We start from the raw sequence: 26,496 nt of genomic DNA on the forward strand, positions 1-26,496 counted from the left end.
CGCTCGCACGGCCTCGGCGCCCTCCGGACGCCGCGTCCGACGGTGCCGGCCCCGTGCCGCGCCGTCCGCGCCGCAGTCCACGCCGCCGCGTCCGCTGAGCAGGAGGGTTCCTTGACCGCCGTCATCGCGATCGTGATCTTCGTCGGGGCGTACGTCCTGATCGCGACGGAGAAGATCCACCGCACCGCGGTGGCCCTCGGCGGTGCCGGGCTGATGCTACTGCTGCACGTCACCGACGCCCCCGCGGCGTTCTTCGCCGAGGACACCGGCATCGACTGGAACGTCGTGTTCCTGCTGCTGGGGATGATGGTCATCGTCTCGGTGCTGCGGCAGACCGGCGTGTTCGAGTACCTGGCGATCTGGGCCGCCAAACGCGCCCGGGGACGCCCCTACCGGCTGCTGGTCATGCTGGTGGTGATCACCGCGGGGGCGTCGGCGTTGCTGGACAACGTCACCACCGTGCTGCTCATCGCCCCCGTCACCTTCCTGGTGTGCGACCGGCTCGAACTGCGCCCCGAGCCGTACCTGATCGCCGAGGTCATGGCCTCCAACATCGGCGGCACCGCCACGCTGGTCGGCGACCCGCCCAACATCATCATCGCCAGCCGCGCCGGCCTGACCTTCAACGACTTCCTCGTCCATCTGGCGCCGTTCATCGTGGTGCTGACGGCGGTGTTCTGCGTGCTGTGCCGGTGGCTGTTCCGCTCGGCGTTCCGCTACGACCCGGACCGGGCCTCGGCGGTCATGGCCCTGGAGGAGAAGGAGGCCGTCACCGACCGGCGGCTCCTGGCCCAGAGCCTGGCGGTGCTGGCCGTCGTCATCGCCGCGTTCGTCCTGCATCCGGTCCTGCACTACGAGCCGTCGGTGGTGGCGCTGCTGGGCGCGGGGCTGCTGGTGGCCGCGACCCGCGTCACCACCGAGGACGCCCTGCGCGAGGTGGAGTGGCCGACGCTGGTGTTCTTCGCCGGGCTGTTCGTGATGGTCGGCGGGCTGGTGAAGACGGGCGTCATCGCCGACATCTCCAAGGCCGCCGCGGACGCGACCGACGGACGCCTGGCCGTCGCCACGATGATGCTGCTGTGGTGCTCGACGGCCCTGTCGGCGATCGTCGACAACATTCCCTACGTCGCCACGATGAGCCCGATCGTCGCCGACCTGGCCCAGCAGCACGGCGACGCCGGGCAGGTGCTGTGGTGGGCCCTGGCGCTGGGCGCGGACCTGGGCGGCAACGCCACCGCCGTCGGCGCCTCCGCCAACGTCGTCGTCCTCGGCATCGCCGCCCGCAACGGAACGCCCATCAGCTTCTGGCGCTTCACCCGGTACGGGCTGGTCGTCACCCTGGTCTCGGTGGCGCTGGCGACGCCGTACCTGTGGCTGCGCTACCTGTGACGAGGCCGCCCGTCGCTGCGCTGCCCGTCGCTGCGCCGCCCGTGCCCGCACCGCCCGTGACGGCGCGCGGTCACAGCCGTTCGGCGAAGCGCTCGGCCTTGCCGGCGGGCCCGGCGACCAGGACGACGTCGCCGTACTGCAGCACCGTGTCCGCGGTGGCGTAGGTGAACTGCTCGCCCTGGGGCTTGACCGCCACCACGGTCACGCCGTGCTTGCTGCGCAGCTTGGTCTCGCCGAGCGGCACCCCGACGAACTCCCTGGGCGGGTGCGTCTTGACCAGCGCGTAGTCCTCGTCCAGCTCGATGTAGTCGAGCATGCGGCCGCTGACCAGGTGGGCGACGCGTTCGCCCATGTCGTGCTCGGGCAGCACGATGTGGTGGGCGCCGATCCGCTCCAGGATGCGCTTGTGCTGGTGGGTGACGGCCTTGGCCCAGATGTCGTCGACGCCCAGCTCCACCAGCAGCGAGGTGACCAGGATGCTGGACTCCAGGTCGCCGCCGATGGCCACGACCGCGCTGTGGAACTCGCCCACGCCCAGCTCGCGCAGCGCCTGCAGGTCGGTGGCGTCGGCGCTGGCGATCTGGGTGATCCGCCCGGCCAGCCCCTGCACGATCTTGGGCCGGCGGTCGATGGCCAGCACCTCGGTGCCGCGCGCGGCCAGTTCCAGGGCCAGCGCCGAACCGAACCGGCCCAGCCCGATCACCACCACGGGGTCGTGTCGTGTGTCAGCCAACGATGGGTCGCTCCTCGGGTAGTTCGTAGCGCCGGACGCGCTCGCGCAGCGCCAGCGCGGTCGCCAACGTCAGCGGGCCGGTGCGGCCCACGAACATCAGCACGATGAGCAGGATCCGTCCGGCGGGCGGCAGCTCGGTGGTGATGCCGGTGCTCAGGCCCACGATGCCGAACGCGGAGGTGACCTCGAACAGCACCCGGTCCAGGCCGTGCGAGGTGAACGCCATGAGCGTGAACGTGGCGGCCACCACCAGCCCGACGCCGAGCAGGGCGATCGCCACGGCCTGCCGCTGGGTGCCTTCGGGCAGCCGCCGGTGCCCCACGTGGACCCGGGTGTCGCCGCGCATCTCCGCCCACACCACGAACGCCAGCAGCCCGAACGTGGTGACCTTGATCCCGCCCGCGGTGCCCGCGCTGCCGCCGCCGATGAACATCAGCACGTCGGTGGCCAGCCAGCTCTCGGCGCGCATCTGCGCCACGTCGACGCTGTTGAAGCCGCCCGAGCGGGGCATGACGGCGGCGGTGAACCCGGCCAGCCAGCGGGCGGGCTCGCTGAGGCGGCCGAAGGTGGCGGCGTTGTTCCACTCGGCGGCGGTCAGCACCAGGGTGCCGCCGGCCAGCAGCGCCCCGGTGACGGCGACGGTGACGCGGGTCAGCACCGACCAGCCGCGCGGGCGCCGCCAGGACCGCGCGAGCTCGAACACCACGGGGAAGCCGAGCCCGCCGACGATGACCGCGGCGCAGATCGGCAGGATGATCCACGGGTCGGCGGCGAACCGGACCAGGCTGTCGGGCCACAGCGCGAACCCGGCGTTGTTGAACGCCGTGATCGAGTGGTAGACGCCGTGGTAGGCGGCCCGGCCGAGGGAGTCGTCGTAGGCCACCGCGAACCGCGTCGTCAGCACCACGGCCACCGCGGTCTCGCAGGCCAGGCTGAACAGCACCACGTTGCGCAGCACCCGCCGCACGTCGGTGCTGCGCAACGTCTTGGTCTCCGCCTGCGCCACCAGCCGGGCGCGCAGGCCCAGCCGCCGCGACATCAGCAGCGCGAACACCGTGGCCAGGGTCATGATGCCCAGGCCGCCCGCCTGGATCAGCCCCAGGATGACCAGCTCGCCGAACAGCGACCAGTGCGTGCCGGTGTCGACGGTCACCAGGCCGGTGACGCAGACCGCCGAGGTGGCGGTGAACAGCGCGTCCAGGAACTGGGCCCGTCGGCCCTCCTCGGTCGCCACGGGGAGCGACAGCAGGAGGGTGCCGACCGTCATGGCGAGGCCGAACCCGGTGACGACCGCCTGCGCCGGATGCCGGAACCGGCCCAGCGGCGCGACCACCGGGCGCGCCGCCACCCGCCGGGTCGCCCGGCCGCGAACGGGGATGATGGAGCACCTCCGGAGAGACGCAGGTCAGCCGATGTGTCGCAGACAACGCTAGCGATCTCGCCATGACCAACGACCAGGAATGGCGGGATGTCCCCCGTGGCCCAGGTCACGTGAGGCGGTGACCGGTGTCAGCCGCGCGGGGCGTACATGATGATCCCCACTCCGGCGAGGCAGACGAGGGCGCCCGCGACGTCCCACCGGTCGGGGCGGAAACCGTCCATGACGACGCCCCACACCAGCGACCCGGCCACGAACACGCCTCCGTAGGCGGCCAGGACCCGCCCGAAGTGCGACTCCGGCTGGAACGTGGCGACGAACCCGTACGCGCCGAGCGCCACCACCCCGGCGCCCGCCCACAGCCAGCCGCGGTGCTCGCGCAGGCCCTGCCACACCAGCCACGCGCCGCCGATCTCCGCCACGGCGGCCAGCACGAACAAGACCAGGGAACGCAGCACCGTCATGATCCGCGAGGTTACCGGCCCCGCCGGGCGGCGCCCCGCACGCCCGCCGCCGGTCCGCGCGGGGCTAGGGTTGGGCGCGACCGAGAGGGGGCCATGACCGGAGAACGGAAGATCAGCAATCCGCTGGCGCTGGCGGTGCTGGTCCTGCTGCAGGAACGGCCGATGCACGCCTACGAGATGGTCACCACGCTGCGCGAGCGCGAGAAGCAGGACAGCATCAACATCAAGTACGGCTCGCTGTACACGGTCGTGCGCGCGCTGCACCGCGAGGGCCTGATCGAGGAGGCCGGGACGGCGCGGGCGGGGCGGCGGCCCGAGCGCACCGTGTACGCGCTGACCGACCGCGGGCGCCGGGAGATCCGCGACTGGCTCCGGGAACTCGTCGGCGAGCCCCACCACGAGTTCCCGCGTTTCGTGGCCGGGCTGTCGCTGTTGCCCGCCCTGCCTCCCGACGAGGCCGTGGAGCTGCTGGAGCGGCGCGCGGACCGGATCGCCGAACGCGTCGACGGCTACCGCACCCACATGGCCGAGACCAGGGCCCTGGGCGTGGCGGACATCCACCTGATCGAGGACGACTACCGGATCGCGATCGACCTGGCCGAGCTGGAGTGGATCCGCCGCCTGGTCGCCGCGCTGCGCTCGGGCGCGTTCGAGGGCATGGCCGAATGGCGGGCGTATCACCGGCGCCCCGCCGAGCGAACCGCCGGCCGTCCGGGCGAAGCCGAGTGAAAAGGCGCGGCCCGCACCCCTCCAAGGTTTGGTTTGTTCGCTTTTAACCGGAATTGTCCGGGGTAGGGGCGACCGCCGTACCGACCAGCGTGACCTGAGGAGGAGTGCCATGTCGGACTCGGGCCGCCCCGTCGAGGGAGAGCACCGGTACCAGCAGCACGTGACCTCGCCGGAGGAGCACGAGGACCGTCCCGGCCGCAGCCTGGTGACCACCGACCACGACGCCATCCGGCAGTGGGCCGAGGAGCGCGGCGCCAAGCCCGTCACGGTGCCGGGCAGCGAGTACGAGGGCAGGCCGGGCAGGCTGCTGCTCGACTTCCCCGGCTACCGGGGCGAGAACCTGGAGGAGATCTCCTGGGACGACTGGTTCCGCACCTTCGACGAGCGCAAGCTCAACTTCATCTACCAGGAGCACAAGGCGGACGGGACGCAGAGCAACTTCTTCCGCCTGGAGAACCCCGGCCGCGACGACGGCTCCTGAACCCGGCGGTCGCCCTTCCCGGCCCCGCGGGCCGGCACGGACGGGCCGCCGCGGCGGCGCGCCACGACCCCCGCTCCGGCGATCGCGTCGGCCGTCCTACGCGGCCACCGGGGCATGCGGCGCGGTGCTCTTGTCGGAGCCGGGGACGGCGGCGTCCGGATGATCGAGGCGTTCGCGGTCCCGTCCCGGGTGCCGGCGAGGGCGCGCGGGCGGCCGCAGCACGACCATGACGACGGCGAGGATCACCAGCGCGACGGCCGCGTCCAGCCAGTAATGGTTGGCGGTGCCGACGACCACGCCGAGCGTGACGACCGGATGCGCCAGCCACAGCCAGCGCCACCTGGTGCGGGTGGACAGGATGAGGCTGACGGCGACGAACACGGCCCACCCGACGTGCAGGGAGGGCATGGCGGCGAACTGGTTGGCCATGCCGTCGTCGTGCGCGGGGCCGTACACGCCCGGCCCGTACACCGCGGCCGTGTCGACGAACCCGAGGCCGCTCAGCATGCGCGGCGGGGCAAGCGGCACGGCGATGTGGACCGCGAGCGCCACGCCCGTCATCACCGCGAGCACCGTCCGCGCCCACCGGTAGTGCCAGGGACGCCGCGCGTACGTCCAGACCAGGAACAGCGCGGTGACCGGGAAGTGCGCGTACTTGTAGTAGACGTTGGCCGCCACGACCGCCGGGGGCAGTTTCAGCAGCCAGTCCTGCAGGTCCTCCTCGCTGGGGAGCCGCAGGGCGCGTTCGGCGTCCCACAGCCGCCCGGCGTTGGCGAACGCCTCCTCGACGTGATGGGCGCCGAGCAGGCGTCCCAGCTTGTAGGCGGCGAACAGCAGCACGACCAGCAGGAGTTCCCGCAGCGGGCGGCGCCATCGGCCCGGCGGCGGGAGGATGGCCCTCCACCTGGTCCCCCTGCGGGGTTCGCGGTCGGCACCGGGCCGGCCGCCGCGCGGCAGGGGGGTGGGGACGCGCACAGGCAGCACCGAAGACTCCACTTCATCGTGAAGGCCGCCCGAACCAAGGGTGTCGCGCCGGGGAAATAAAAGGAAGCGTCGTTTTATATGAGAATTGTCACAGGCTGACACTGGCATGCCTCGGGCCGCCGCGACGTGACGACGCGCGGCGGCCCGGGGAACGTGATCTCAGCGTTGCCAGACGGCGACGTAGTCGACGAGCATCGACCGGCCGGAGACGGTGTCGGCGGTGGGTGTGGCGCGCCCGGCGACCCCGTTGGGGAACGCGCCGCCCATCGCCAGGTTGAGCAGCAGGAAGTAGCCGCCGTGGCCGGTCATGGCCGCCCAGGCGTCCGCGCCGACCCGGCTCTCGGTGACGGTGTGGAACTGCTGGCCGTCGACGTACCAGCGCAGTTGCTCGGGGGTGACGGTGCGGTCCCACTCGAAGCGGTAGGTGTGCATGCCCGCCTGGCAGGGACTGCCGGGGCAGGCGCGGCTGGCACCGATGCCGTTGGTCTCGTTGCAGGGACCACCGGGATTGGTGCCGCAGTGCAGCACGCCCCACACCGAGTCGATGCCGTTGACGTTCTCCATGATGTCGAACTCGCCGATCGACGGCCAGTTCCAGTAGTTGCCCCGGTACGGGGAGCCCAGCGCCCAGAACGCTGGCCAGTAGCCCAGGGCCTGCACACCGGACACGTCCGGCATGCGGATGCGGCCCTCGATCCGCAGCACCCGCCCCTCGGCGGGCTTGAAGTCGGTGCGGCGGGTCTCGATGCGGGACGAGGTCCATTCGCCCGAGGACGACCGCAGCGCGGTGATGCGCAGTCGCCCGGAGCCGTCCAGGCCGACGTTGGCGGGATCGGCGGTGTAGCGCTGCACCTCGCCGGTGCCCCAGTTGGCGGGGCCGCCGGGGTAGCCGTGTCCGGTGCTGATGAGCCAGTTGGCGGACGAGGGAGGCGCACCGGCCGGGCCGTCGAAGTCGTCGCTCCAGACCAGGCTCCATCCCGCCGGCGGCGGGGGGACGGACGCCTGCGCGGGAAGCGGGGCGACGGCGAAGGCGAGAGCGGTGATGACGGCGAGCGCGGCCGTGAAGCGGCGGCGCGGACGCCTCGGCGGGGGTGGAAAGGACATGGCGGGGGGACCTTTCGCTGAGGCTGACGGGCGGCGCCGCGAGTGGTGCGCCGCCTGCCGGATCCGCGGCCAATGTCACCCCGCCCGCGGGCGCTGTCAAGGCCCAATGAGAGCGCTTCCCAAGGTCTCTTCGGCGCCCGGCATCTGTACGCATTCGGCGTTGTGCGACTTGAGAGACCCTTTTCATGGCGGCGCTTGACATGAGCGAGGGGAGCCCAGGAGGCTCAAGAGAGCGCTCTCAGCGCCTCGGCGGTCCGGGCCGCCTCCCCTCTCATCATCGTTTTCCGGCGGCCCGGACCGCCGCCGACGGACGGGCGCGCACCCGGCCACTACGCTGGCGCCGTGGGGGCCGGTTCGGTGCGGGATGGGCCGCGTCCGTCCCCCCGGGGAGGGCGGCATGGGCGGGGGCACGGCATGAGACGGCCGACGCTTGAGGCGGTGGCGGCGCGGGCGGGCGTGTCCCGCGCCACGGTGTCGCGGGTGGTCAACGGGTCGGCCACGGTCACGCCGGAGATCCGCGCCGCCGTGCTGCGGGCGATCGACCAGCTCGGGTACGTGCCCAATCCCGCCGCGCGCAGCCTGGTGACGCGGCGGACCGGCTCGATCGGGCTGGTGGTCTCCGAACCGCCCGCGCGCGTGTTCTCCGACGACCCGTTCTTCGCGGTCGTCGCGCGGGCCGTCAGCCAGGAGCTGGAGGGCGCCGACAAGCAGGTCGTGCTGCTGCCCGCGTCCTCCCCCGCCGGGCACGCCCGCGTCGAGCGCTACGTCGCCGGCGGGCACGTCGACGGGGTGATCCTGCTGTCCATGCACGGCTCGGACCCGCTGCCCGCCGCGCTGGCGCGCACCGACGTGCCGGTGGTGTCGCACGGCCGTCCCATCGCCACGGTGCCGCTGCCGTACTGCGACTGCGACAACGTCGGCGGAGCGCGGTCGGCCGTGCTCCACCTGCTGGAGCGGGGGCGGCGCCGCATCGCCGCCATCACCGGTCCGCCCGACATGAGCGCCGCGCTGGACCGCATGACCGGCTACCGGGAGATCCTGTCGGGCACCGACCGCCGCTCGCTGGCCGCCATCGGCGACTTCACCCGCGAGTCCGGGGCGGCGGCCATGCGGCAGCTGCTGGAGGACGACCCGGGCCTGGACGCGGTGTTCGCCGCCAGCGACCTCATGGCGATCGGCGCCATGCACGCGCTGCGCCAGGCGGGCCGCCGCGTCCCCGACGACGTCGCCGTGGTCGGGTTCGACGACATCGAGGCGGCCCGCTTCACCGACCCGCCGCTGACGACCGTGCGTCAGCCGGTCGCCGAGGTCGCCAGGGCGGTGGTGCGCAGGCTGCTGGCGCCGGAGGACGAGCGCGACGCCGAGCCGCTGATCCTGCCCACCGAGCTGGTCGTCCGCGACTCCACCTGACCGGTCCGCGGGCGCGTCACCGCGGCGCCGGGGGGCCGAGCAGCCAGCGGCGCAGCGCCGGCAGGTCCGGCAGCACGCGGTCGGCGTCGGCCAGGTGCGGACGGCCGGGCGCGGCGATGCCGGTGACCGGGCAGCCCGCCGCGCGCGCGGCGGCCACGCCGGTCGGCGAGTCCTCCACGGCGAGCATCCGCGCGGGCGGGAGGCCGAGGCGGCGCGCCGCCTCCAGGTAGGGGTGGGGGGCGGGTTTGGGCTCGGCGACCTGGTCGGCGGCGACCGTCGTGCGCACCAGGTCCAGGACGCCGATGGACGCCAGCAGCGGGCGCAGCACCTCGGCGGGCGAGTTGGACACGACCGCGACCGGCCAGTGCCGCGCCAGTTCCGCGACCGTCTCGACGGCGCCGGGCAGGGCGGCGGGCGCGCGGGCGACGCGCGCCGCCGCCTCGCGCAGCAGCTCCTCGCGCAGGGCCGCGTGGTCGACGGGCCCGGGCATGACGGTGGCCAGCAGTTCCACGGTCGCGGCGAGGCCGAGGCCGTGGGTGGCGTCGCGCAGCGCGTCGGTCATGCGCCCGCCGTGGCGTTCGACGACGGCGCGTTCGGCGTCGGCCCACGGCTCGTCGGTGTCGGCGAGCACGCCGTCGCAGTCGAACGCGATCCCGGCGAACGCGTGCCCGTCCGGCCCCGGGCCCTTCGGCTCCCGGTCGTCCAGCCCGGGATCGTCCAGCCCGGAATCGCTCGGCCGGGGTTCGTCCAGCCCGGGGTCGTTCAGCGCGGTCATGGCGTCCACTCCAGGAGCCGGGCCGGGTTGTCCACCAGGACGCGCCGGACGAGGTCGGGCCCCGCGGCGCGTTCCAGGCGCGGCACGAAGCGGGCGGGCAGGTACTCCAGGCCGGGCATGCCGCCGTAGGCGAGGTAGCGGGTGCGGCGGGCGACGTCGCCGCCGAGCAGGAGCCGGTCGGCGCCGCCGAGTTCGGCGGTGCGCAGCAGGCAGTCCAGGATCGTCGAGTCGGGCCAGGACTTGTGCCGCGCCATGCCGTCGTAGCCGAGGTACGCGCCCGCGGCGGCCAGTTCGGCGTGCAGGCCGGGGTCGGGGTTGCGGTCGACGTGGGCGAGGACGACGCGGTGCGCGGGCACGCCGCCGTCGGCGAGTTCGCCGAGCACCTCGAACGCCGCGCTGCCGTGCTCCAGGTGCACCATCACCGGGGCGCCGGTGGCGCGGTGCGCCTGCGCCACCCCCTCCAGCACACGCCGTTCGAACTCCCCGATCGACCAGTAGCCGATGCCGGCCTTGAGCAGCCCGGCCTTGGGCGCGTGCGGACGCGGCGTCGTCAACGCGGCGTCGTCGCGGACGCCCTCGGTCAGTTCGGCGGTGAACAGCCGGCCGAGCGTCGCGGCGTCCATGCCCAGCAGCGGATGGTCGTCGCGGTAGTGCGCGCGGCGGTGCGCACCGGTGGTGAGCACGACGCGCAGCCCGGTCGAGCGGGAGATCCGCGCGACCGCCTCGGCGTCGCGGCCGAGGCCGGCCGGTGTCGCGTCGACCATCGCGTCGATCCCGGCGGCGCGCAGCCGCGCCGCCTCCCGGCCGCTGCGCTCCTCGTCGTCGAGCTCGTCGCCCGGCAGCAGCGGGCTGATCTGGAACAGGTGCTCGTGGTAGTCGGTGCGGCCGAGGTCTGCGGCGGCGATGTCGCCCAGCGCGGTCCTGATCACCGCGCCTCCGCGGCGACGCGGGACAGCTCGTCCACCAGCGCCGGGGTCAGCGTCACGTCGAACACCTCGGCGACGACCTGCGACCAGCCGTGCACGAAGTACCGCCAGCCGTCCTCGACCCGCAGCCCGGCGCGTTCGCTCTGCTCGCGCGCGGCCCGCAGGAAGTCCAGCTCGCCGCGGTAGTTCAGCTCCCACACCACGGCTCCGCGGGGGAAGGCGGCGTCCGGGCCGAGCGGCGAGCCGGGCCGGTCCTTGCCCAGGCCGGTGGCGTTGACGACCAGGCTGCCCGGCGGCATGGCGGCCAGCAGGTCGTCGGCGGGGCCCTCGGCGCGGCGGGTCACCAGGCGGGAGCCGCCGCCGGCGGACACGACGTCGCGCAGCGCGTCCAGCCGCCCGGCGTCCACGTCGGTGCAGACGATCTCGGCGGGGGCGTCGGCGCGGTGCGCCAGGTACCAGGCGATGGCGGTGCCCGCCCCGCCCGCGCCGAGCAGCAGCACGTGCCCGCCCGTCCGCGCGAAGTGGTCCGGCGCCAGGAACTCCTCCAGGGCGAGCCCGGCGGTGATCGGGTCCTTGGCGTGCCCGATCAGCCGCCCGTCGCGCTTGGAGATCGAGGAGATCTCGCCGCACAGCGCGGCGAACTCGTCGACCTCGTCGAACAGGTCGGCGGCGGCCCGGTACAAGGCGATCTTGTGGGTGGTGACCAGGGCGCCGCGGCGGCGCGGGTCGTCGCGGATGGCGGTGACGGCCTCCCGGTAGCGGGCGGGGTCGTCGTCCAGCGCGATGTCCCGGCCGACCAGGCGCGCGCCGTCCAGGTCGAGCACCCGTGCCCACGCCGGGAACACCCGCATGATCGACGACTGGCCGGTGCTGACGCCGACGAACTCCATGACGGGCCCGTCCGCGCGGGACGGCGCGTCCTCGCTCGGCGCCGTCATGCCCGGGCCTCCCGGAGGGCGGCGGCGAACGCGCGCGCCCGCTTGATGATCTCGGCCCGGTCGCCGGAGGCGATCGCGGACGAGGGGGCCAGCTCTCCCCCGGCGCCCACGGCCAGCGCGCCGGCGGCGAGCCAGTCGGCCACGTTGCCGGCGGCGACGCCGCCGGTCGGCATGAGCGGCACGTCCGGGAACGGTCCGCGCAGCGCCCTGAGGTAGCCGGGGCCGCCCAGCGAGGCCGGGAAGATCTTCACCGCGTGGGCGCCGAGCGCGACGGCGCGCATCAGCTCGCTGGGCGTGAGAGCGCCCAGCAGGGTCGTCAGGCCGGTGTCGAGCATGGCGCGGGCGAGGTCGTCGTCCGTGCCGGGGCTGACGAGGAACCGCGCGCCGGCGTCGGCGGCCGCGCGGGCCTGCTCGGCGGTGCGGACCGTCCCGGCGCCGACGAGCGCCTCGGGGTGGGCGCGCCGCGCCTTGTCGATCACCGCGGCCGCGTCCGGCGTGCTGTAGGTGATCTCGATGCCGGTGATGCCGCCCTCCACCAGCGCCGACACGCATTCCAGCGCCGAGTCGGGAGTGGGCGCGCGCAGCACGGCGATCACACCGGTCGCGCGGAGATCGTCGATGGACATGCTTTCCTTTCCGGGGTGGCGGGGGTTGGGTACGGGGGGTCAGGCGGGGACGGGCACCACGTGGGCGGGGGTGCGTCCGGCGAGCGCGTCGAGGACGGCGTCGGTGGCGCCCTGGCCCATGCGGTCGACGGCCTCGACGGTCTGGGCGCCGATGTGCGGGGTGACGACCACGCGGTCGGCCAGGTCGGGCGCCAGCAGCGGGCCGCCCGCCCGGGAGTCGCCGTGCCGTCCCTCGCCCGCCAGGGTGTCGGCGGCGTAGGCGGCCAGGCGCCCGTCGCGCAGGGCCTCGGCAACGGCGGCCTCGTCCACCAGGTCGGCGCGGGCGGTGTTCACCAGCACCGCGCCGGGGCGGACCCGCGCCAGCCACGCGGCGTCGACGAGCGTGGTCCCGCCGGGCGCGTGCAGGGACACCGCGTCGCATCGTTCGGCCAGCTCGGCGACGCTTCCGGCCGGGCGCACGCCGTCCGCTCCGTCCGGGGACACGAACGGGTCGTAGGCCAGGACATCGGCGCCGAAGCCGTGCACGCGCCGGGCGACGCCGCGTCCGATGCGGCCGAGCCCGACCACGCCGACGGTCAGCGCGCCCAGTTCCCGGCCGCGCCGCGTGCGCCAGTCGCCGCCGCGCACGTCCCGGTCGCCGGCGACGACGCCGCGCAACGCCGCCAGCAGCAGCGCCACGGCCAGGTCGGCGACGGCCTCGCTGTTGGCGCCCGGCGTGTTGGTGACGGTGACGCCGCGGGCGGCGGCGGCCCGCAGGTCCACGTTGTCGACGCCGACGCCGTAGCGGGCGACGACGCGCAGCCCGGGGGCCGCCGCCAGGTGCTCGTCGGTGATCGGCGCGGTCCCGGCGATCCAGGCGGCCGCGTCCGCCAGGACGGGACGCAGCGCGTCCAGGTCGTGCTCCGTGGAGCCGCGCACCACGCGCAGGCCGGCGGCGGCCAGCCGCCGCTCGCAGTCCGCCCGTCCCCGGCCGAAGGACCGGGACGTGACCAGGACGGTGCCGTTCATCCGTTCTCCCGTTCGAACCACGATTCGAGCCGCTGGTAGGCGTCGAGGAAGGAGGCGTGGCGGCGCTGGTACTCGGCGTGCCGCGCCGGGTCGGGCGTGAACTCGGCGGTGATCTCCGACAGGTCCCGCGCCACCTCGAAGCCGGGCACCAGCCCGACGCCGACCGCCGCGGTGACGGCGGCGCCCAGGCTGTTGGCCTCCTCGCCGATGCGGCGCCGCCGCACGGTGGCGCCCCAGGTGTCGGCGAGGATCTGCAGCCACAGGTCGCTGGACGCGCCGCCGCCGATGGCGTCCACCCGGTCCACCGGGTGGCCGGCCTCGCGGAACGCCTGCACGCACGTGTGGAGGTTGAACGCCACGCCCTCCAGCACGGCCCGCGTCATCTCCGCCTGGCCGTGGTGGCGGGCCAGGCCGAGGAACACGCCCCGCGCCGAGGCGTTCCAGTACGGCGAACGCTCCCCGAGCAGGTGCGGCAGGAAGTACAGCCCGGTGGTGTCGGCGTCGGCGGCGGCGCGGGTCAGGTCGTCGAACCTGCCCTCGCCGCGGTCCGGGCGCAGCAGGTCGGCGACCCACTCCAGCGAGGCGCCGCCGGTCTGCATGGTGGCGGTCGGCACGTACCGGCCGGGCACCACGTGGTCGAACGTCATCGTCCGCATCGCCGGGTCGAGCAGCGGCTCGGCCGCCGACAGCGACACCCACGACGACGACCCGAGGTAGGTGTAGGCGCCGTCCTCGGGACCGATGACGCCCGCGCCGAGCGCCGCCAGCGGCCCGTCGCCGCCGCCGAGCACCACCGGGGTGCCGGGCCGCAGCCCGACCGCCTCGGCGGACGCGGCCGACAGCTCTCCCACCACGGTCGTCGCCGGGACGATCTCCGGGAACAGCGCGGGGTCGAGCCCGGCGGCGCCCAGCATCCGCTCCGACCAGCGGCCCGCCCGCTGGTCGTAGGCGTTGGTGCTGGACGCGTCGGACGGGTCGGTGACCAGCCGTCCGGTCAGCCGCTGGACGACGTAGTCCTTGGCCAGGCACACGTGCGCGACCCGGGCGAACGTCTCCGGCTCGTGCTCGCGCACCCACAGGATCTTCGTCAGCGAGTAGGTGGGGTGGATCTGGTGGCCCAGCAGCCGGTAGGCGGTCTCGGCGCCGATCTCGGCGGCCAGCCGCGCCGCCTGGGCGGAGCTGCGGTGGTCGGCCCAGATCAGCGCGGGGCGCACCGGGCGGTACGCCGCGTCCAGCAGCACCGCGCCCATCATCTGGCCGCTGAACGACACGGCGCGCACCGCGGCCGGGTCGGTGCCGGTGTCGGCCAGCAGCCGGCGGGTGGCGGTGGCGACCGCCCGTTCCCAGTCGGCCGGGTCCTGCTCGGCCACGCCGCCCGCGGCGAACCGGGTGCCGTACCGGACGGTGGCGGCGGCCACGAGGCGGCCGTCGTCGTGGTGCAGCGACGCCTTGTCGCCGGTGGTGCCGAGGTCGTGCGCGATGATCATGTCTGCCTCCCCGCGCCCGCGGCCTCCCGGTCGCCGTCCTCGGCGGGCTCCCGCGCCGCGTCGCCGGTCCCGGAGGCGCCGGCGTCGCGCGAGCGGGGGCCGCGCAGGTTGCGCAGGTGCTCGGCGGCGACGGCGGCCAGGATCAGCACGCCGGTCAGGATCTGCAGCCAGAACGGGTCGATGCCGAGCAGCGTGCCGCCGTTGTCCAGCAGGCCGACCACCAGCGCGCCGACCAGCGCGCCCAGCGCCGTGCCGCGCGCCCCGAACAGGCTGGCCCCGCCGATGACGCAGGCCGCGATGGCCTGCAGTTCGTACCCGGTGCCGGCGGTCGGCACGCCGTTGCCCAGCCGGGACGCCAGCAGCAGCCCGGCCAGCGCCGCCAGCGTGCCGCACAGCGTGTAGGCGGTGATCTGCACGGCGCGCACCGGCACGCCGGTGAGCCGGGCGGACTCGGCGTTGGACCCGATCGCGTACACGTACCGGCCCCAGACGGTGCGGCGCAGGAACAGCCCCACGATCACCGTGATGATCAGCATCAGCCAGGTCAGGTTGGCGATCCCGAACACGGTGCCGCCGGCGAGCTCGGAGAAGCCGTCCGGCAGCGGCTGGACGGTGCGTCCGCCGGTGAGCAGCAGGGTCGCGCCGCGCGCGATGCCCATCATGCCGAGCGTGACGATGAACGGGGGCAGCCGCACCACCGCCACCAGCACACCGTTGATCATTCCGGCGAGCGCGCCGACGGCCAGGGCCAGCAGCACGGCCCACAGCACGTGCGCGCCGCCGGTGGTGTCGAACACCGCCTTGGCGGCCACCACGCCGGACAGGCCGACCACCGACCCGACCGACAGGTCGATGCCCGCGGTGAGGATGACCAGCAGCTGCGCCACGGCGAGGATGGCGTAGATGGACACCTGGCGGCCGAGGTTGTCCATGTTGGTCCCGGTGAGGAACACGTCGGTGGACAGGCTCAGCGCGAAGCCCAGGACCAGCAGCATCCCGATGCCGCCGAACCCCTTGTTGAACAGCTGCCCCAGCCGCAGGATCTCGCTGTCGTCGGGCTCGCGGCGGGCGGCGCCGCGGCCGCGTCCCTGCCGGGGCGCCGTGGTGACATCGGTCATGAGGACTCCACAGTTCTGACGTCGTGCCGCTGCCGTGCCGCGGCGGATGGGGCGGACGGCGGAGCCGCGACGCGGTCGGCTCCGCGCGGGCTGGCCAGCGCCAGCACCTTCTCCTCGGTGGCCTCGGCGGCGGGCAGGTCGGCGACCAGGCGGCGTTCGCGGACGACCACCACGCGGTCGCACAGGCCCAGCAGCTCGGGCAGGTAGGACGAGACGACCACGATGGCCAGGCCGGCGGCGGCCAGGTCGGCGACGATGCGGTAGATGTCGGCCTTGGCGCCGACGTCCACGCCCTTGGTGGGCTCGTCCAGCAGCAGGACCCTGGCGCCCAGCGCCCGCCAGCGGGCGATCAGCACCTTCTGCTGGTTGCCGCCCGACAGGGAGGACACCGGGTCGCCCCAGTCGCCGAACCGCAGCCGCAGCCCGTCGACGGCCTGCTCGACGTGCCGCCGCACGCGCGGCCCGTACACCAGGCCGCGCACCCCGGCGGTGCGCCAGCTGGCGATCGCGATGTTCTCCTCGATGCTCAGCTCGGGCAGCAGCCCGGACTCCTTGCGGTCCTCGGTGAGCAGGCCGATGCCGCGCCGGGCCGCCTTGCGCGTGGACCCGCGGGGCACGGGCCGGCCGTCCAGCAGCACCCGCCCCTCGGTGACCGGGTCGGCGCCGAACACCGCGCGCAGCAGTTCGCTGCGGCCCGAGCCGAGCAGCCCGGCCAGGCCGACGATCTCGCCCGCGCGCACCGACAGGTCCACCGGCTCGGGGAAGTCCACGGGACGCAGCCCGCGCACCTCCAGCCGGGCCTCCCCCTCGCGCCGGGCGTCCTCGCGCGGCCCCGGGTACAGGTTGGTGATCGTGCGGCCGACCATCGCCGCGATCAGCGAGTCCTCGTCGAAGTCGGACATCGGCCGGGTGACCACGTGGGTGTCGTCGCGCAGCACCGTCACGGTGTCGCCGATGGCGAACATCTCCTCCATGCGGTGCGTGACGTACAGGACGGCGACGCCCTCGTCCCGCAGCGCCTTGACCCGTTCCAGCAGCGCGTGCCCCTCCTCGGCGGACAGCGCGGTGGTGGGCTCGTCGAAGATGACGACCTTGGCGTCCCGCGACAGCACCCGCGCGATCTCCACGAGCTGGCGGGTGGCGGTGGGCAGCTCCCCGACCGTGCGGGACAGGTCGAGGTCGGCCAGGCCGACGCGCTCCAGCATGGCCCGGGCGGCGTCGCGCTGGCGGCGCCGGTCGACGAACCCGGCGCGCGACGGGAACGTCCCCATGCACAGGTTGTCGGCGACCGTGAGGTCGTTGAGCAGGCTCAGTTCCTGGTAGACGACGCCGACGCCGGCGGTGCGCGCCTCGGCGGGGGTGATGCCGCGGCGCATGTCGCGGCCCTGGATGACGTAGTCGCCCGCGTCCCGCTGCACCGCACCGGTGAGGATCTTGATGAGCGTGGACTTGCCGGCACCGTTCTCCCCGGCCAGGCAGTGCACGGTGCCGGGGTGCAGGTCCAGGTGCACGCCGGACAGCGCGCGGACGGGCCCGTAGCTCTTGCTCACCCCGCGCAGGCTCAGCACCGGTGCGGTGCCGCCGCCGGGCTCGCTCACTGCCCGTCCCCCTTGGCCTTCGGCGGGTTGAGCAGCTGGGCGAACTCGGGCTTGTCGACCATGGACTTGTCGATGAGCACGGCGCCCGGGTCGAGGTTGACCGGCGGGGTGCTGCCGCGCACCGCCATCCCGGCCTCGACGACGCCCTGGTAGCCGAAGAAGAACGGGTTCTGCACGACGATCGCGCTGAGCGTGCCCGCGCGCACGCCGTCCACCTCGGCCGGGTCGGAGTCGAACGCGACCGACACCACGCGGCCCGCGGCGTTCTTCTCCTTGATGGCGCGGGCGGCGCCGGTGCCGGAGGTGTTGTTGTCGGCGAACACGCCGACCACGTCCGGTCGGCTGGTCAGCACGTTGCCGACCTGCCCGACGGCCTTGTTGAGGTCGTTGTCGTTGACGAGGGTCTGCACGACCTCGGCCTTGGGGCAGTCCTTGGCCAGCCCCTCCTTGAAGCCGGTGAACCGGTCGACCAGCACCTGCTGCCCCGACACCGAGCTCTCGTGCACGATCTTGCCGTCGGGCGCGCCCTTCTGCTTGATCAGCTCGCACATGCGCTCGCCGGCCTGCTGCCCGGCCTTGATGTTGTCGGTGCCGATGAACCCGTCGTTGGCGGCGGTGATCGCGTTGTCCACGGTGATCACCTTGATGCCCTGCTTGCGGGCCCGCTCCACCACGCCGTTCAGCGCGGTGGAGGAGTTGGAGGCCAGGACGATCGCGTCGGCGCCGCGGGAGATGGAGTTCTCCACCAGCTTGACCTGGCCGTCGATGTCGGTCTCGGACGTCGGCCCGAACAGGCCGAGCCGGATGCCGTGGTCCTGCCCGGCCTTCTTGGCTCCGGCCAGCATCGACTGCCAGAACTCCGAGTCGGTCGCCTTGGTGATGACGTCGATCTTGGTTCCGGCCACGGCGCTGGTCCCGGAACCCGGCCCGGCGTCCTCGCCGCCGAAGGCGACCTTCCCCGTGGTGACGCCCGCGCCGATCGCGACGACGGCGATCGCGGCGGCGACACCGGGGGACACATAGCGGATGCGCGCCATTTACGCTCCTCAGGGGTGGGATGGGGACGGGGCCGGGCGGCGCGTGGCCCGGCCCGGACGGCGGGGGCTGTGTTCGCGCGGCCCCGGATGGATCAGGTCAGAACGGGCGCAGGTCCGGGCCGTCGGCTCCGCCCAGGACGCGGTAGCCCATGCCGTTGCGCAGCACCCACTCGTAGTCGTGGCCCGCGTCACCGGGGTAGACGGCCAGGAAGCGGTACGGCTCGTCGCCGGTGTTGACGCTGCGGTGCGCCCAGCCCGGGGGGATGTAGCCGATGGAACCCGGCTCCATCGGGATCCACTCCGGCTTGTCGCCGTCGAACAGCAGCAGCCCGCCGACGCCGGAGAGCCCGAGGTAGATCTCGCCGCGCGGCCGCGGGTGGATGTGCCCCTTGGTCATGTGGAACTCGCCGCCGACCTTCCCGGGGTGGATGGTGGTGATCGACTGCGGCAGCTCGCCCTCGGCCTCGGGCACCGGCGACGAGGCGACCTCGTACACCACCGGGTCCTCGGCCAGGCTCGCCTCCCAGGCGGCGGTGTCGGCGAACAGCCCGCGCAGGTCCGACATGCGGCGGGTCAGCACCGGGCCGGACGGCTCCATCCGGGCGTCGAAGGTGATCCGCATCGGGGGGACGGGCGGGGTGACGAACGACGACAAGGACGACCTCCTTCGAATCGGTAGGGGATACTGTCGTCCTGTAATGACAGGATGTCAAGCGAAAGGCCCAGGTGAGACCCTGGGCGGGGTCTCGGAGAGGGGTCAGTGATCGTCGTGCACGAGCATGCTGGGCACGGCGCCCTGACGCTCGCGGTGCCGCCGCAGGCTCACCTGGAACCGGCTGCGGTCGCCGCGGTGGTAGGCGACGAAGAACTCCACGGGACGTCCCGTCACGTCCCACGCGGTGCTGTGCAGGAGCAGGACGGGATCGCGCGGACGCAGCCCCAGCGCCTCGGCGACGGCCGGAGACGCGGGCACGGCCTCGACGAATCGCCGCCCGTGGTCCAGCTCCACGCCGTACCGGCCCTCCAGTACGCCGTACAGCGACTGCTCGGCGAAGTCCTCCTCGAGCAGGCCCGGGGCGATGTCGGCGGGGAGGTAGGTGCGGGTCAGCACCCACGGCTCCCCGCCGACGTACCGCAGCCGCTCCAGGTGGATCACCGGGTCGCCCTCGTCCAGTTCCAGCGCGGCGGCGACCTCGGCGGGCGCGGGGATCGGGGCGAACGCCAGCACCCGGCTGCGCAGCACCTCACCGCGCGCCTGGACGTCCTCGTACAGCCCGGTCAGCGACTGGAACAGCGCCTCGTCGGTCTTGCGGGCGGCGGCGAACGTCCCCTGCCCCTTGCGGCGGACGATCCGTCCGTCGGCCTCCAGCTCGTCCAGGGCCTGCCGGACCACCGTCCGGGACACGCCGTACTCCTCGCACAGCGTCATCTCGCCCGGGAGCCTGCCCCCCGGCTCGATCTCGGTTTCCAGCCGCTCGACCAGCAACTGCTTGAGCTGCGCGTAGTACGGCAACGGCGAACGGCGATCGATGCGGCCCCCTAGCATGGCGCCCAGTATCGCACGCATGTCATGTCAGGATGACAGGCGGTCACCTCGCGGATCGGAGCCGGGCGACCCGCCGGGGCGCCGCCGGCCCGCCGCCGGCGATGCGGTCGACGGTGGCGACGGCGTGCGCGCTCTGCAGGGGATGCCGAGGCCGACCTTCACGCGTCCTCCAGGAGGACGCCGGCCAGTTCCTTCGGTGCGGTCACCATGGCGTCGTGCCCGACGTCCAGTTCGGTGGCGTCCCAACCGAACTCCCGGGGCAGCTGCGGGAAGGGCATCGGGCCGGCGGGGGTGCACACCACCGCGCGGCACGCGATCGCGTCGACCGCCCCCGTCAGGCGGGTCTTGTCGGAGAACGTCCGCCGGGGCTGGGGGGTCAGCCGCGGTTCCACCCACGCGACCTGGGCGGGATCGGTGACACCGGCGGTCGACGCGGACGTGAGGGGCACCAATCCGTTCACGGTCACCGAGTCGACCCAGTCGCGGAAGAACCGGGGCGCGCGGTCGTCCAGCGACTCGCCGTCGCGTGCCGCCCACGCGTCCACCATGACGAGCCGCCGCACGCGTTCCGGCATCCGGTCGGCCGCCTCCCGGACGACCAGTCCGGCATAGCTGTGCCCGACGAGCACCACGTCCCGCGCGTCCTCGTACCAGAGGGTCTTGAGGACGTCCTCCACATGCGTCTGCAGCCCGATCTCGGGGCTGCACAGATGGGCGCGCTCCCCGAGCCCGGTCAGCGTCGGCGTGAACACCTCGTGGCCCGCCGCCCGCAACCGCGCCGCCACGTCCCGCCAGCACCAGCCGCCATGCCAGGCACCGTGCACCAGTACGTACGTCGTCATCGCAGCTCCTCCTCGACCATCAGCACGACCTTGCCCGTCGTGCGCCCTCGGGCGACCAGACGATGCGCCTCCGCCGCGTCCTCCAGCGGGAACGTCCGGTCGACATGCACTTTCAGGGATCCCGCGCGCACCAGACCGGCCAGCGCCTCCAGGCCCGCCCCGTCGGGATCGACCAGGTAGCCGCGCGCCCTCACGCCGAGTTCGGCGGCGCGCTCGTACAGTCCCGGCGTCCAGGCCGCCTGCCCGCTGACCAGGATCCCGCCGGGCCGCAGGCATTCGAGCGCCGTCAGCCCCGCCTCTCCCCCGAACATCTGAATGACCACGTCGGCGCCGTCGATCCCCGGCACCTCGTCGTGGCCGACGATCTCGTCCGCCCCGAGCCCGCGGACGAACGCGCGTTTCTCCTCGCTCGCGCTGCCGATCACATGGGCGCCCCGCGCCTTCGCGATCTGAACGGCCAGGTGCCCCACTCCCCCGGCCGCTCCCACGACGACGACCCGTTGCCCCGCCGCCACGTCCGCCACCTCGGTGAGCATCTGCCAGGCCGTCAGTCCCGCCAGCGGCAACGCGGCCGCCTCGGCGAAGCCGATCTCGTCCGGCATCCGCGCGAAATGCCGTGCGGGCGCCGTGACGTACTCCGCGTACGCCCCCGCCGCACGCGGAAACCACGGCATCCCGAACACCCGATCGCCGACCTCGAAGCGGGTCGCCCCGTAACCGGCCTCCTCGACCACCCCGGCCACGTCCCATCCGTTCACGAAGGGCAGCTCCAGGACCCGGTTGTAGGCCAGCCCCCGCCGCGTGTACACGTCGACCGGGTTGACTCCCGCCGCCGCGACCCTGACCAGCACCTCCCCGAATACCGGCTCGGGCCGGTCCACCCGCGCCGGCTCCATGTCGCCATCCCACTCCGCCTGCCGTATCGCCAGCATCGTCGTCACGATCAGGAACACAAACATACATACAGCATGTATGTCAATGTCCTGAGGCGGCCCAGGGCCGGGCCTCGGCGAGTCAGTCTCGGTGCAGGCACCCGTCGACACGGCCCGCCACCCCGGCCAACATGAGCCTGAGCTGGCGCAACGTGTCGTCGGCCATGGCCTTCTGGTCGTCCGCGCGCGCGATGTCGAGGGCGGCCTCGCAGATGCCGCCGTACAGCAGCGACGTCAGCGCCTCCAGCGGCCGCTCGGGAATGCACCCGGCCTCGACCGCGATTCCCAGCCCCCTCCGCAACTGCTCCTTGCACCCGGCCTGGATGTCGCGCATGTCCGTCCAGCCCAGCGCCGCGGGCGCCTCCACCAGCGTGATCCGCCGCACCCCGGGTTCGAGGGTGGCCTCCAGCATGGCCGCGCAGCCCGCCAGGATGCCCTCCCACGCATCGGCCTCGGCGGAGAACGCCCTCCGCACCACGACCGCCAGCCGGCGCTGCTCCTCCGCGTACACCTCGCGGAAGATCTGCTCCTTGTTGCTGAAGTGGTGGTAGAACGCGCCCCGGGTCACCCCGGCCCGCTCGCAGATGGCTCCGAGCGACGTCGCCGCGAACCCCCCGTCCACGAACAGCTCCCGGGCGGCGGCCACCAGGGCCGCCGTCGTGGCCCTGGTCCGCTCCTCCTGAGTCCGCCGCACACCGGCCCTGGCGCCCACAATCCCTCCCCGAACTGGACCTCGCAAGCGACCCTACCGACCACTCCCCTCAAGCGCCCGAGCACGACCGCCGCTCGTCTCGCGAACAGCCGCGCCGTTCGCGTCGGGGTCAGGAGGAGCCGTCGCGCTCGGCGAGCACGTCGTCGACGTCGACGGCGAACCGCCCGATCGCCCACGCCATGGCGCGCGCGTTGCGGTCGAGTTCGGCGCGGTGAACGTTCCGCACGGTGTCGCAGGGCTGGTGGTAGCAGGGATCGAACATGTCGCCGGCTCGTCCTCCGAACAGGGCGGCCTGCTCGGCGGTCTTGGTCTGGTACGTGCCGCCGTCCAGGCCGCCGATGGGGATGCCCACGTCCCGGAACGACAGGTGGTCCGAGCCGATGCCGGCGATGTCCTGGGGCTGGAAGGCGAGCCCGCGGCTGCTGTAGTACCCGGTGAGCACCCGTTCGACGGCCCCGGAACCGGCCGGCCCCGGCCCGCTGCCCGTGTTCGGGTTGTCGCTGTCGTCCCCGTCGATGATGAACCGGCCGAAGTTGGGTCCGGCGATCAGCTCGTAGTTCAGGTACAGCGCGATGGCGCGCCGCTGCTCGGCGGTGAGGCCCGCGACGTAGTGCTCGGACCCGACGTCCAGCAGTTCTTCGGCGCCCCACCAGGCGAACCGGACCTTGTTGCGGACGGCGTGCTGCTGGGGCGCGAGCCGCAGCGCCGTCTCCAGCAGGGCGGCCGCGGCGGTGGCGTTGTCGTTGATGCCGGCCGTCTCACCCACGCTGTCGAGGTGGGCGCCCGCCATGACGACCCGGTCGTCCCGCCCGCCGCCCGTCTCGGCCAGGATGTTCTCGGTCACGCCGGTGATCCGGTGGCCGCGCAGGTCGAGCCGGATGCGGACCGGCGAGCGGCGGGTGCGCTCCGCGACCGTCTCCGCCCATCGCTGCGTCACCGAGGCGATCGGCAGGGGCACCGAGGCGGGGTCGAACACGTGGTTCCGGTAGATGTTGTCCGGCCGCGCGGTCGGCATGTACATCAGCACGGCGCGGGCCCCGGCCTCCGCGGCGACACGCACCTGCGTCACGAAACCGCACGACGAGCGGGGCATCACGACCACCGCTCCGTCCGCCGGAGTCGCGTCGTAGTCCTCGCGTTCGCATCCCACGCTGGAGTCGACGGGCGGCGCGACGAGCGGAGCGTCGATCCCGCCGGGCGGCGTCGACGGCGACCAGCGCCACATCAGCACCCGTACCGCCGCGTCGTCCGGGGACGTCACGGCGCGTTCGGCGTCCACGCGATGGTCCTGGTACGGCACCGGTTGGCGGACGACCCGGTACCCGGCCCCCCGCAGACGCTCGACCAGGTACCGGGCGGACGCGTCGAAGCCGGGGCTGCCGGTCGCCCTCGTGCCGCCGCCGATGTCGGCGGCGTGCTGCCAGGCCCGCAGGTGGACGAAGGCCGCTTCGCCCGAGACGGAGCGTTCCAGCTGTTCCGCCAGCCGGGACGAATGGCCGGCCGGCGCCACGGCGCCGACCCCGGCGACCACCGCGCAGAGCAGGGCGGGAAAAGCCGCGGTCATCGGATCACCTGCCGTCCCGACTGGTGACGGCCGCGATGCGCCCGCCGGTCGGCGATCACGCCCCTGCGCCGGTGCGGAACCTGCGGATCGAAGTCCATCGACGTCTCCCTAGCGCGGTGAATTTTCCCCGGAGGTGTCATCCGCCCCGACAGATCGCAACCTCGTCCGCTTTGTACCGCTTTCCCCATGGCCACGCAAGAGCGGAACAGCCTCCGGATTCCGCGTCGCCACAGAAGGCATGACGCCTATCGAGCACCAGAAGAAATCCGCCGGGGCGGAGCCCGGCCGGCCATTACGTGAACTGGCGGGCGAGGTACCTGTGGGCGCGCCGCGTGGGATTCGGTGCCGAGTGTTCGCGGCGTGTGTTGTGCACGTTGCCGGGATCGCACTGGCAGGACGCCGATTCGTCAGGTAGTGGTGGACCTTCCGGTGCGGCGCCAGGCCGTGCTGACGTCGAGGCCGAGCGCGGCATCCTCCAGCGGCAGGTCGCGCAGCGGCCCCAGGTCGGCGGCCGTCACACGGTTCAACGCCAGTGCGCGCAGCCGTGGGGCGGCGCGCAGGACGGCCAGGTCGGTTCGGCGCGCGTCGTTGACGGTGAGTTCCTGCCACGAGGGTTCCAATGCCGTCGCGTCCGGCAGGCTCTCCAGGACGCCGGAGGTCGGCGGTTCGGGGGCGCGCTCGATCCCCAGCTCCAGCCAGCCGTCCTCCTCGTCGACGTCGTACTCTCCTTCGTCGAGCAGGCGCAGGTAGCGGCCCAGCAGCGCGGTCACCGAATCGGCCTCGTAGGCGGGGCCTCGCTCGTAGTCGCGGCCGATCCGGATCACCTGGCCCGCACGGCCCTTCGCCGCCGGGCTCATGTCCACCGCGAGATAGTGGCCGCCTCCGTCGTGCGCGAACGGAATCCACCCGTCATGCCCGCTGCACCGCCGGACGGTCTCGACCGGATGGGCGTCCAGGACGACGGCGCTCCCACCCCTGCGCCTGCTCGGCGGACGCCCACAGTTCGTCCAGCACCCCCTCGGCCACGCCGAACGCCTTCGCCGACCGGGTCTGCCCCCCCGGGCATGTCGTAGGTGAGGCTGCAGCTGCTGCTCAATCGGCCCGCCCGCCCCGAGAACGTCGCCCGTGACCAGCCTTCCGGCGCCGAGTCCGCCACCCGCCGAACGACCCGCTCCACCACTGGTACGCCCTCGTCGCGCATTCCCGCCCCTTCCGTCGAGTCCGCCCCCGAACCTAGAACGGCCCGCCGACAAACCGTTCCGCCGAAGCCGATCGACGGCCGGCCATGCCGGTGGCCGCCGCTCGTCGGGGACGGATCGCCACGATCACGAGACGTCCTGCCCGCGCCGGGAGCCGTTTCCGTCGCCGGCGCCGCACCGGCGGCGTACCGCTTGTGCCGCGGCGTCTTGGCGTTCCGGCAGTCCCAGGTCAGCCGTCGGGGAGACCGGTGTTCCACACCCCCGCTCCTTGGGCCGGGGTCATACCGTGGCGTCGGGCCAGCCTGGGGGGAGCAGGGAGGCGGGGGTGCCCATGGCCAGGCGGAGGCGTTCGGCGAAGCTCTCGTGCAGCAGCGGGCCCCAGGCGTAGTCGCTGGGCACGCGGACGGCCTTGCCGATCAGCTCGTGGGTCTCGCCGGGCCGCTGCTCGGCCGGCTCGTCGGCGTACCGGACGGCCAGCAGCGCGTACATGTGGTCGAGGGCGCCGAACGCCTCACCGGCCACGGCGGGCAGCGTGCCGTCCGAGACCGCCTGCTCCAGCACCGGCTCCCACCACAGGTTCTCGGGGTCGGCGTCCTCGTCGTCGCCGCCGAAGTCGCGGCGCAGCCGGGCCCGGACCTGCGCGGCGACGCCCGGGTCGGCCAGGCCGCGCCGCCACACCTCCCGGCTCTCGGCCCCGCGCCCGCGCAGCGGCAGGGTACGGGCGAGCAGCTCTATCGCCAGCGGCCCGGCCTCGGCGTCGACGGTGGCGTCCTCGCCGTCGCCGAGGGCGGCGGTGAACGCGCCGATGGCCTGGTCGAGGTAGGCGATGCCGAGCGCCACCGCCAGCCGTGCGTAGGCGTGCGGCGCGGTGTCGCGGTCGACCAGGCGCAGGCCCGCGGTCAGGACGCGCTGGGCGCGGGCGGGCTCGCCGCGTTCCAGCAGCCGCTGCGCCAGGTCGTGGGCGGCCAGCGGGCCGTACTCGGCGTCGCCGGTGGCGATGGCCCGCTCCCAGCGTTCGCGGGCGGTGTCGAAGTCGCCCGCGTCGTCGGCCAGCCGCGCCAGCGCCACGTGCGCCGGGGGCAGGTAGGCGGGGTTGCCGAAGTCGACGACGACCTGCCAGGCGGGCCCGGCCAGCTCGTACTCCCCGGCGCGTTCGTGGGTGAGCGCCAGGTGGTAGGCGGCGCGCGGCCCGTACTCGGGGTCGCCGGTGGCGATGGCGGCACGGTCGGCCTCGCGGGCGCCGGCCACGTCTCCGGCGTCGTCGAGCACGACGGCCAGGCCGAGCGCGGCACGGGCGCGGACGGGGGTGTCGCCGAGCGCCAGGACCTGCTCGAACAGGTCGGCGGCGCGGTCGAGCTCGCCGTCCTCGGCGAGCCGCCGGGCCTCCTCGCACAGGTGCTCCGGGGTGTCACCGGGGGGCGGGGCCGAGGTGTCGCTCATAGGGTGCTCAGCCTATCGAGCCGCCGCCCGCCGGAGCCGGGACGACACGAAAACCGAAGGGCTTGATCATCGGTGT

Annotated in this window: 26 protein-coding genes; 4 read left to right on the forward strand and 22 right to left on the reverse strand. The window is 73.8% G+C overall.

Going from position 1 to position 26,496, the window contains the following annotated elements:
• Nucleotides 1–111 precede the first annotated feature (111 nt).
• Complete coding sequence (locus ABZ801_RS31465; protein WP_360704765.1) at nt 112–1,389, forward strand: ArsB/NhaD family transporter; 1,278 nt, start codon at nt 112–114, stop codon at nt 1,387–1,389.
• Between the two features lie 70 nt (nt 1,390–1,459).
• Here the strand turns inward: ABZ801_RS31465 and ABZ801_RS31470 are convergent, their stop codons facing one another.
• From ABZ801_RS31470 to ABZ801_RS31480, 3 genes are all read right to left on the reverse strand, one after another.
• Nucleotides 1,460–2,122, reverse strand: coding sequence for a TrkA family potassium uptake protein (locus ABZ801_RS31470; protein WP_360704768.1), 663 nt, complete (start codon nt 2,120–2,122; stop codon nt 1,460–1,462).
• The gene (locus ABZ801_RS31475; RefSeq protein ID WP_360704770.1) at nt 2,115–3,455 is read right to left on the reverse strand and encodes a potassium transporter TrkG; all 1,341 of its coding nucleotides are present in this window, start codon (nt 3,453–3,455) and stop codon (nt 2,115–2,117) included. Before ABZ801_RS31475 ends, ABZ801_RS31470 begins: the two co-directional genes overlap by 8 nt.
• Nucleotides 3,456–3,631: 176 nt before the next feature.
• Nucleotides 3,632–3,964, reverse strand: a complete 333-nt coding sequence (locus ABZ801_RS31480; protein WP_360704773.1) for a YnfA family protein — start codon at nt 3,962–3,964, stop codon at nt 3,632–3,634.
• Between the two features lie 93 nt (nt 3,965–4,057).
• On the opposite strand from ABZ801_RS31480, the gene ABZ801_RS31485 reads away from it, so the two are divergent.
• On the forward strand, nt 4,058–4,693 hold the full coding sequence (locus ABZ801_RS31485) for a helix-turn-helix transcriptional regulator (RefSeq protein WP_344943910.1): 636 nt from the start codon (nt 4,058–4,060) through the stop codon (nt 4,691–4,693).
• Between the two features lie 109 nt (nt 4,694–4,802).
• The gene (locus ABZ801_RS31490) at nt 4,803–5,174 is read left to right on the forward strand and encodes a hypothetical protein (protein ID WP_344943913.1); all 372 of its coding nucleotides are present in this window, start codon (nt 4,803–4,805) and stop codon (nt 5,172–5,174) included.
• Nucleotides 5,175–5,270: 96 nt separating this feature from the next.
• On the opposite strand, the gene ABZ801_RS31495 is transcribed toward ABZ801_RS31490, so the two are convergent.
• Together ABZ801_RS31495 and ABZ801_RS31500 are read right to left on the reverse strand one after the other, a co-directional pair.
• Complete coding sequence (locus ABZ801_RS31495) at nt 5,271–6,158, reverse strand: phosphatase PAP2 family protein (protein ID WP_360704777.1); 888 nt, start codon at nt 6,156–6,158, stop codon at nt 5,271–5,273.
• A gap of 159 nt (nt 6,159–6,317) precedes the next feature.
• Complete coding sequence (locus tag ABZ801_RS31500) at nt 6,318–7,262, reverse strand: glycoside hydrolase family 16 protein (RefSeq protein ID WP_360704780.1); 945 nt, start codon at nt 7,260–7,262, stop codon at nt 6,318–6,320.
• Nucleotides 7,263–7,676: 414 nt separating this feature from the next.
• On the opposite strand from ABZ801_RS31500, the gene ABZ801_RS31505 reads away from it, so the two are divergent.
• Nucleotides 7,677–8,672: a LacI family DNA-binding transcriptional regulator gene (locus tag ABZ801_RS31505; RefSeq protein ID WP_344943921.1), complete on the forward strand. Its 996-nt coding sequence runs from the start codon at nt 7,677–7,679 to the stop codon at nt 8,670–8,672.
• 16 nt (nt 8,673–8,688) lie between these two features.
• Here ABZ801_RS31505 and ABZ801_RS31510 read toward each other — a convergent pair whose 3' ends face one another.
• From ABZ801_RS31510 to ABZ801_RS31590, 17 genes are all read right to left on the reverse strand, one after another.
• Nucleotides 8,689–9,447 (reverse strand): HAD family phosphatase, encoded by a 759-nt coding sequence (locus ABZ801_RS31510; protein ID WP_360704783.1) that lies wholly within the window; start codon nt 9,445–9,447, stop codon nt 8,689–8,691.
• Nucleotides 9,444–10,376: a hypothetical protein gene (locus ABZ801_RS31515; RefSeq protein WP_360704786.1), complete on the reverse strand. Its 933-nt coding sequence runs from the start codon at nt 10,374–10,376 to the stop codon at nt 9,444–9,446. Before ABZ801_RS31515 ends, ABZ801_RS31510 begins: the two co-directional genes overlap by 4 nt.
• Complete coding sequence (locus tag ABZ801_RS31520) at nt 10,373–11,311, reverse strand: hypothetical protein (RefSeq protein WP_360704788.1); 939 nt, start codon at nt 11,309–11,311, stop codon at nt 10,373–10,375. The genes ABZ801_RS31515 and ABZ801_RS31520 overlap by 4 nt, the downstream gene beginning before the upstream one ends.
• Entirely contained in the window at nt 11,308–11,937 is a 630-nt protein-coding gene (locus tag ABZ801_RS31525) for a bifunctional 4-hydroxy-2-oxoglutarate aldolase/2-dehydro-3-deoxy-phosphogluconate aldolase (protein WP_360704791.1), read from the reverse strand. The genes ABZ801_RS31520 and ABZ801_RS31525 overlap by 4 nt, the downstream gene beginning before the upstream one ends.
• A 39-nt stretch (nt 11,938–11,976) precedes the next feature.
• A complete protein-coding gene (locus ABZ801_RS31530; RefSeq protein WP_344943936.1) occupies nt 11,977–12,945 on the reverse strand; it encodes an NAD(P)-dependent oxidoreductase in 969 nt (322 codons plus the stop codon).
• On the reverse strand, nt 12,942–14,432 hold the full coding sequence (gene xylB, locus ABZ801_RS31535) for a xylulokinase (protein ID WP_360704794.1): 1,491 nt from the start codon (nt 14,430–14,432) through the stop codon (nt 12,942–12,944). The genes ABZ801_RS31530 and xylB overlap by 4 nt, the downstream gene beginning before the upstream one ends.
• Entirely contained in the window at nt 14,429–15,550 is a 1,122-nt protein-coding gene (locus ABZ801_RS31540) for an ABC transporter permease (RefSeq protein ID WP_360704797.1), read from the reverse strand. The genes xylB and ABZ801_RS31540 overlap by 4 nt, the downstream gene beginning before the upstream one ends.
• Nucleotides 15,547–17,148, reverse strand: coding sequence for a sugar ABC transporter ATP-binding protein (locus tag ABZ801_RS31545; protein WP_360704800.1), 1,602 nt, complete (start codon nt 17,146–17,148; stop codon nt 15,547–15,549). Before ABZ801_RS31545 ends, ABZ801_RS31540 begins: the two co-directional genes overlap by 4 nt.
• Nucleotides 17,145–18,185, reverse strand: a complete 1,041-nt coding sequence (locus ABZ801_RS31550; protein WP_344943946.1) for an ABC transporter substrate-binding protein — start codon at nt 18,183–18,185, stop codon at nt 17,145–17,147. The genes ABZ801_RS31545 and ABZ801_RS31550 overlap by 4 nt, the downstream gene beginning before the upstream one ends.
• 97 nt (nt 18,186–18,282) lie before the next feature.
• The gene (locus tag ABZ801_RS31555) at nt 18,283–18,840 is read right to left on the reverse strand and encodes a glucose-6-phosphate isomerase family protein (RefSeq protein WP_344943949.1); all 558 of its coding nucleotides are present in this window, start codon (nt 18,838–18,840) and stop codon (nt 18,283–18,285) included.
• A 102-nt stretch (nt 18,841–18,942) separates the two neighbouring features.
• The gene (locus ABZ801_RS31560; RefSeq protein ID WP_360704803.1) at nt 18,943–19,752 is read right to left on the reverse strand and encodes a GntR family transcriptional regulator; all 810 of its coding nucleotides are present in this window, start codon (nt 19,750–19,752) and stop codon (nt 18,943–18,945) included.
• Between the two features lie 137 nt (nt 19,753–19,889).
• Entirely contained in the window at nt 19,890–20,573 is a 684-nt protein-coding gene (locus ABZ801_RS31565; protein WP_360704806.1) for an alpha/beta fold hydrolase, read from the reverse strand.
• Nucleotides 20,570–21,532: an NADP-dependent oxidoreductase gene (locus tag ABZ801_RS31570; protein WP_360704809.1), complete on the reverse strand. Its 963-nt coding sequence runs from the start codon at nt 21,530–21,532 to the stop codon at nt 20,570–20,572. The genes ABZ801_RS31565 and ABZ801_RS31570 overlap by 4 nt, the downstream gene beginning before the upstream one ends.
• A gap of 55 nt (nt 21,533–21,587) precedes the next feature.
• A complete protein-coding gene (locus tag ABZ801_RS31575) occupies nt 21,588–22,217 on the reverse strand; it encodes a helix-turn-helix domain-containing protein (protein WP_344943961.1) in 630 nt (209 codons plus the stop codon).
• A 109-nt stretch (nt 22,218–22,326) separates the two neighbouring features.
• Complete coding sequence (locus tag ABZ801_RS31580; RefSeq protein ID WP_360704812.1) at nt 22,327–23,781, reverse strand: M28 family peptidase; 1,455 nt, start codon at nt 23,779–23,781, stop codon at nt 22,327–22,329.
• A gap of 407 nt (nt 23,782–24,188) precedes the next feature.
• Entirely contained in the window at nt 24,189–25,034 is an 846-nt protein-coding gene (locus tag ABZ801_RS31585) for an SMI1/KNR4 family protein (RefSeq protein WP_360704815.1), read from the reverse strand.
• A 225-nt stretch (nt 25,035–25,259) separates the two neighbouring features.
• The gene (locus ABZ801_RS31590; RefSeq protein WP_344943970.1) at nt 25,260–26,420 is read right to left on the reverse strand and encodes a tetratricopeptide repeat protein; all 1,161 of its coding nucleotides are present in this window, start codon (nt 26,418–26,420) and stop codon (nt 25,260–25,262) included.
• Nucleotides 26,421–26,496 lie beyond the last annotated feature (76 nt).

Source organism: Actinomadura sp. NPDC047616 (genome assembly GCF_040642915.1).
Lineage (GTDB): Bacteria > Actinomycetota > Actinomycetes > Streptosporangiales > Streptosporangiaceae > Spirillospora > Spirillospora miaoliensis.

Coding starts and splice junctions, on each gene's coding strand:
- ABZ801_RS31480 (WP_360704773.1), bottom strand. CDS start 3,964: ATGACGGTGCTGCGTTCCCTGGTCTTGTTCGTGCTGGCCGCCGTGGCG.
- ABZ801_RS31485 (WP_344943910.1), top strand. CDS start 4,058: ATGACCGGAGAACGGAAGATCAGCAATCCGCTGGCGCTGGCGGTGCTG.
- ABZ801_RS31490 (WP_344943913.1), top strand. CDS start 4,803: ATGTCGGACTCGGGCCGCCCCGTCGAGGGAGAGCACCGGTACCAGCAG.
- ABZ801_RS31500 (WP_360704780.1), bottom strand. CDS start 7,262: ATGTCCTTTCCACCCCCGCCGAGGCGTCCGCGCCGCCGCTTCACGGCC.
- ABZ801_RS31505 (WP_344943921.1), top strand. CDS start 7,677: ATGAGACGGCCGACGCTTGAGGCGGTGGCGGCGCGGGCGGGCGTGTCC.
- ABZ801_RS31510 (WP_360704783.1), bottom strand. CDS start 9,447: ATGACCGCGCTGAACGACCCCGGGCTGGACGAACCCCGGCCGAGCGAT.
- ABZ801_RS31520 (WP_360704788.1), bottom strand. CDS start 11,311: ATGACGGCGCCGAGCGAGGACGCGCCGTCCCGCGCGGACGGGCCCGTC.
- ABZ801_RS31525 (WP_360704791.1), bottom strand. CDS start 11,937: ATGTCCATCGACGATCTCCGCGCGACCGGTGTGATCGCCGTGCTGCGC.
- ABZ801_RS31530 (WP_344943936.1), bottom strand. CDS start 12,945: ATGAACGGCACCGTCCTGGTCACGTCCCGGTCCTTCGGCCGGGGACGG.
- xylB (WP_360704794.1), bottom strand. CDS start 14,432: ATGATCATCGCGCACGACCTCGGCACCACCGGCGACAAGGCGTCGCTG.
- ABZ801_RS31540 (WP_360704797.1), bottom strand. CDS start 15,550: ATGACCGATGTCACCACGGCGCCCCGGCAGGGACGCGGCCGCGGCGCC.
- ABZ801_RS31550 (WP_344943946.1), bottom strand. CDS start 18,185: ATGGCGCGCATCCGCTATGTGTCCCCCGGTGTCGCCGCCGCGATCGCC.
- ABZ801_RS31560 (WP_360704803.1), bottom strand. CDS start 19,752: ATGCGTGCGATACTGGGCGCCATGCTAGGGGGCCGCATCGATCGCCGT.
- ABZ801_RS31565 (WP_360704806.1), bottom strand. CDS start 20,573: ATGACGACGTACGTACTGGTGCACGGTGCCTGGCATGGCGGCTGGTGC.
- ABZ801_RS31570 (WP_360704809.1), bottom strand. CDS start 21,532: ATGTTTGTGTTCCTGATCGTGACGACGATGCTGGCGATACGGCAGGCG.
- ABZ801_RS31580 (WP_360704812.1), bottom strand. CDS start 23,781: ATGACCGCGGCTTTTCCCGCCCTGCTCTGCGCGGTGGTCGCCGGGGTC.
- ABZ801_RS31590 (WP_344943970.1), bottom strand. CDS start 26,420: ATGAGCGACACCTCGGCCCCGCCCCCCGGTGACACCCCGGAGCACCTG.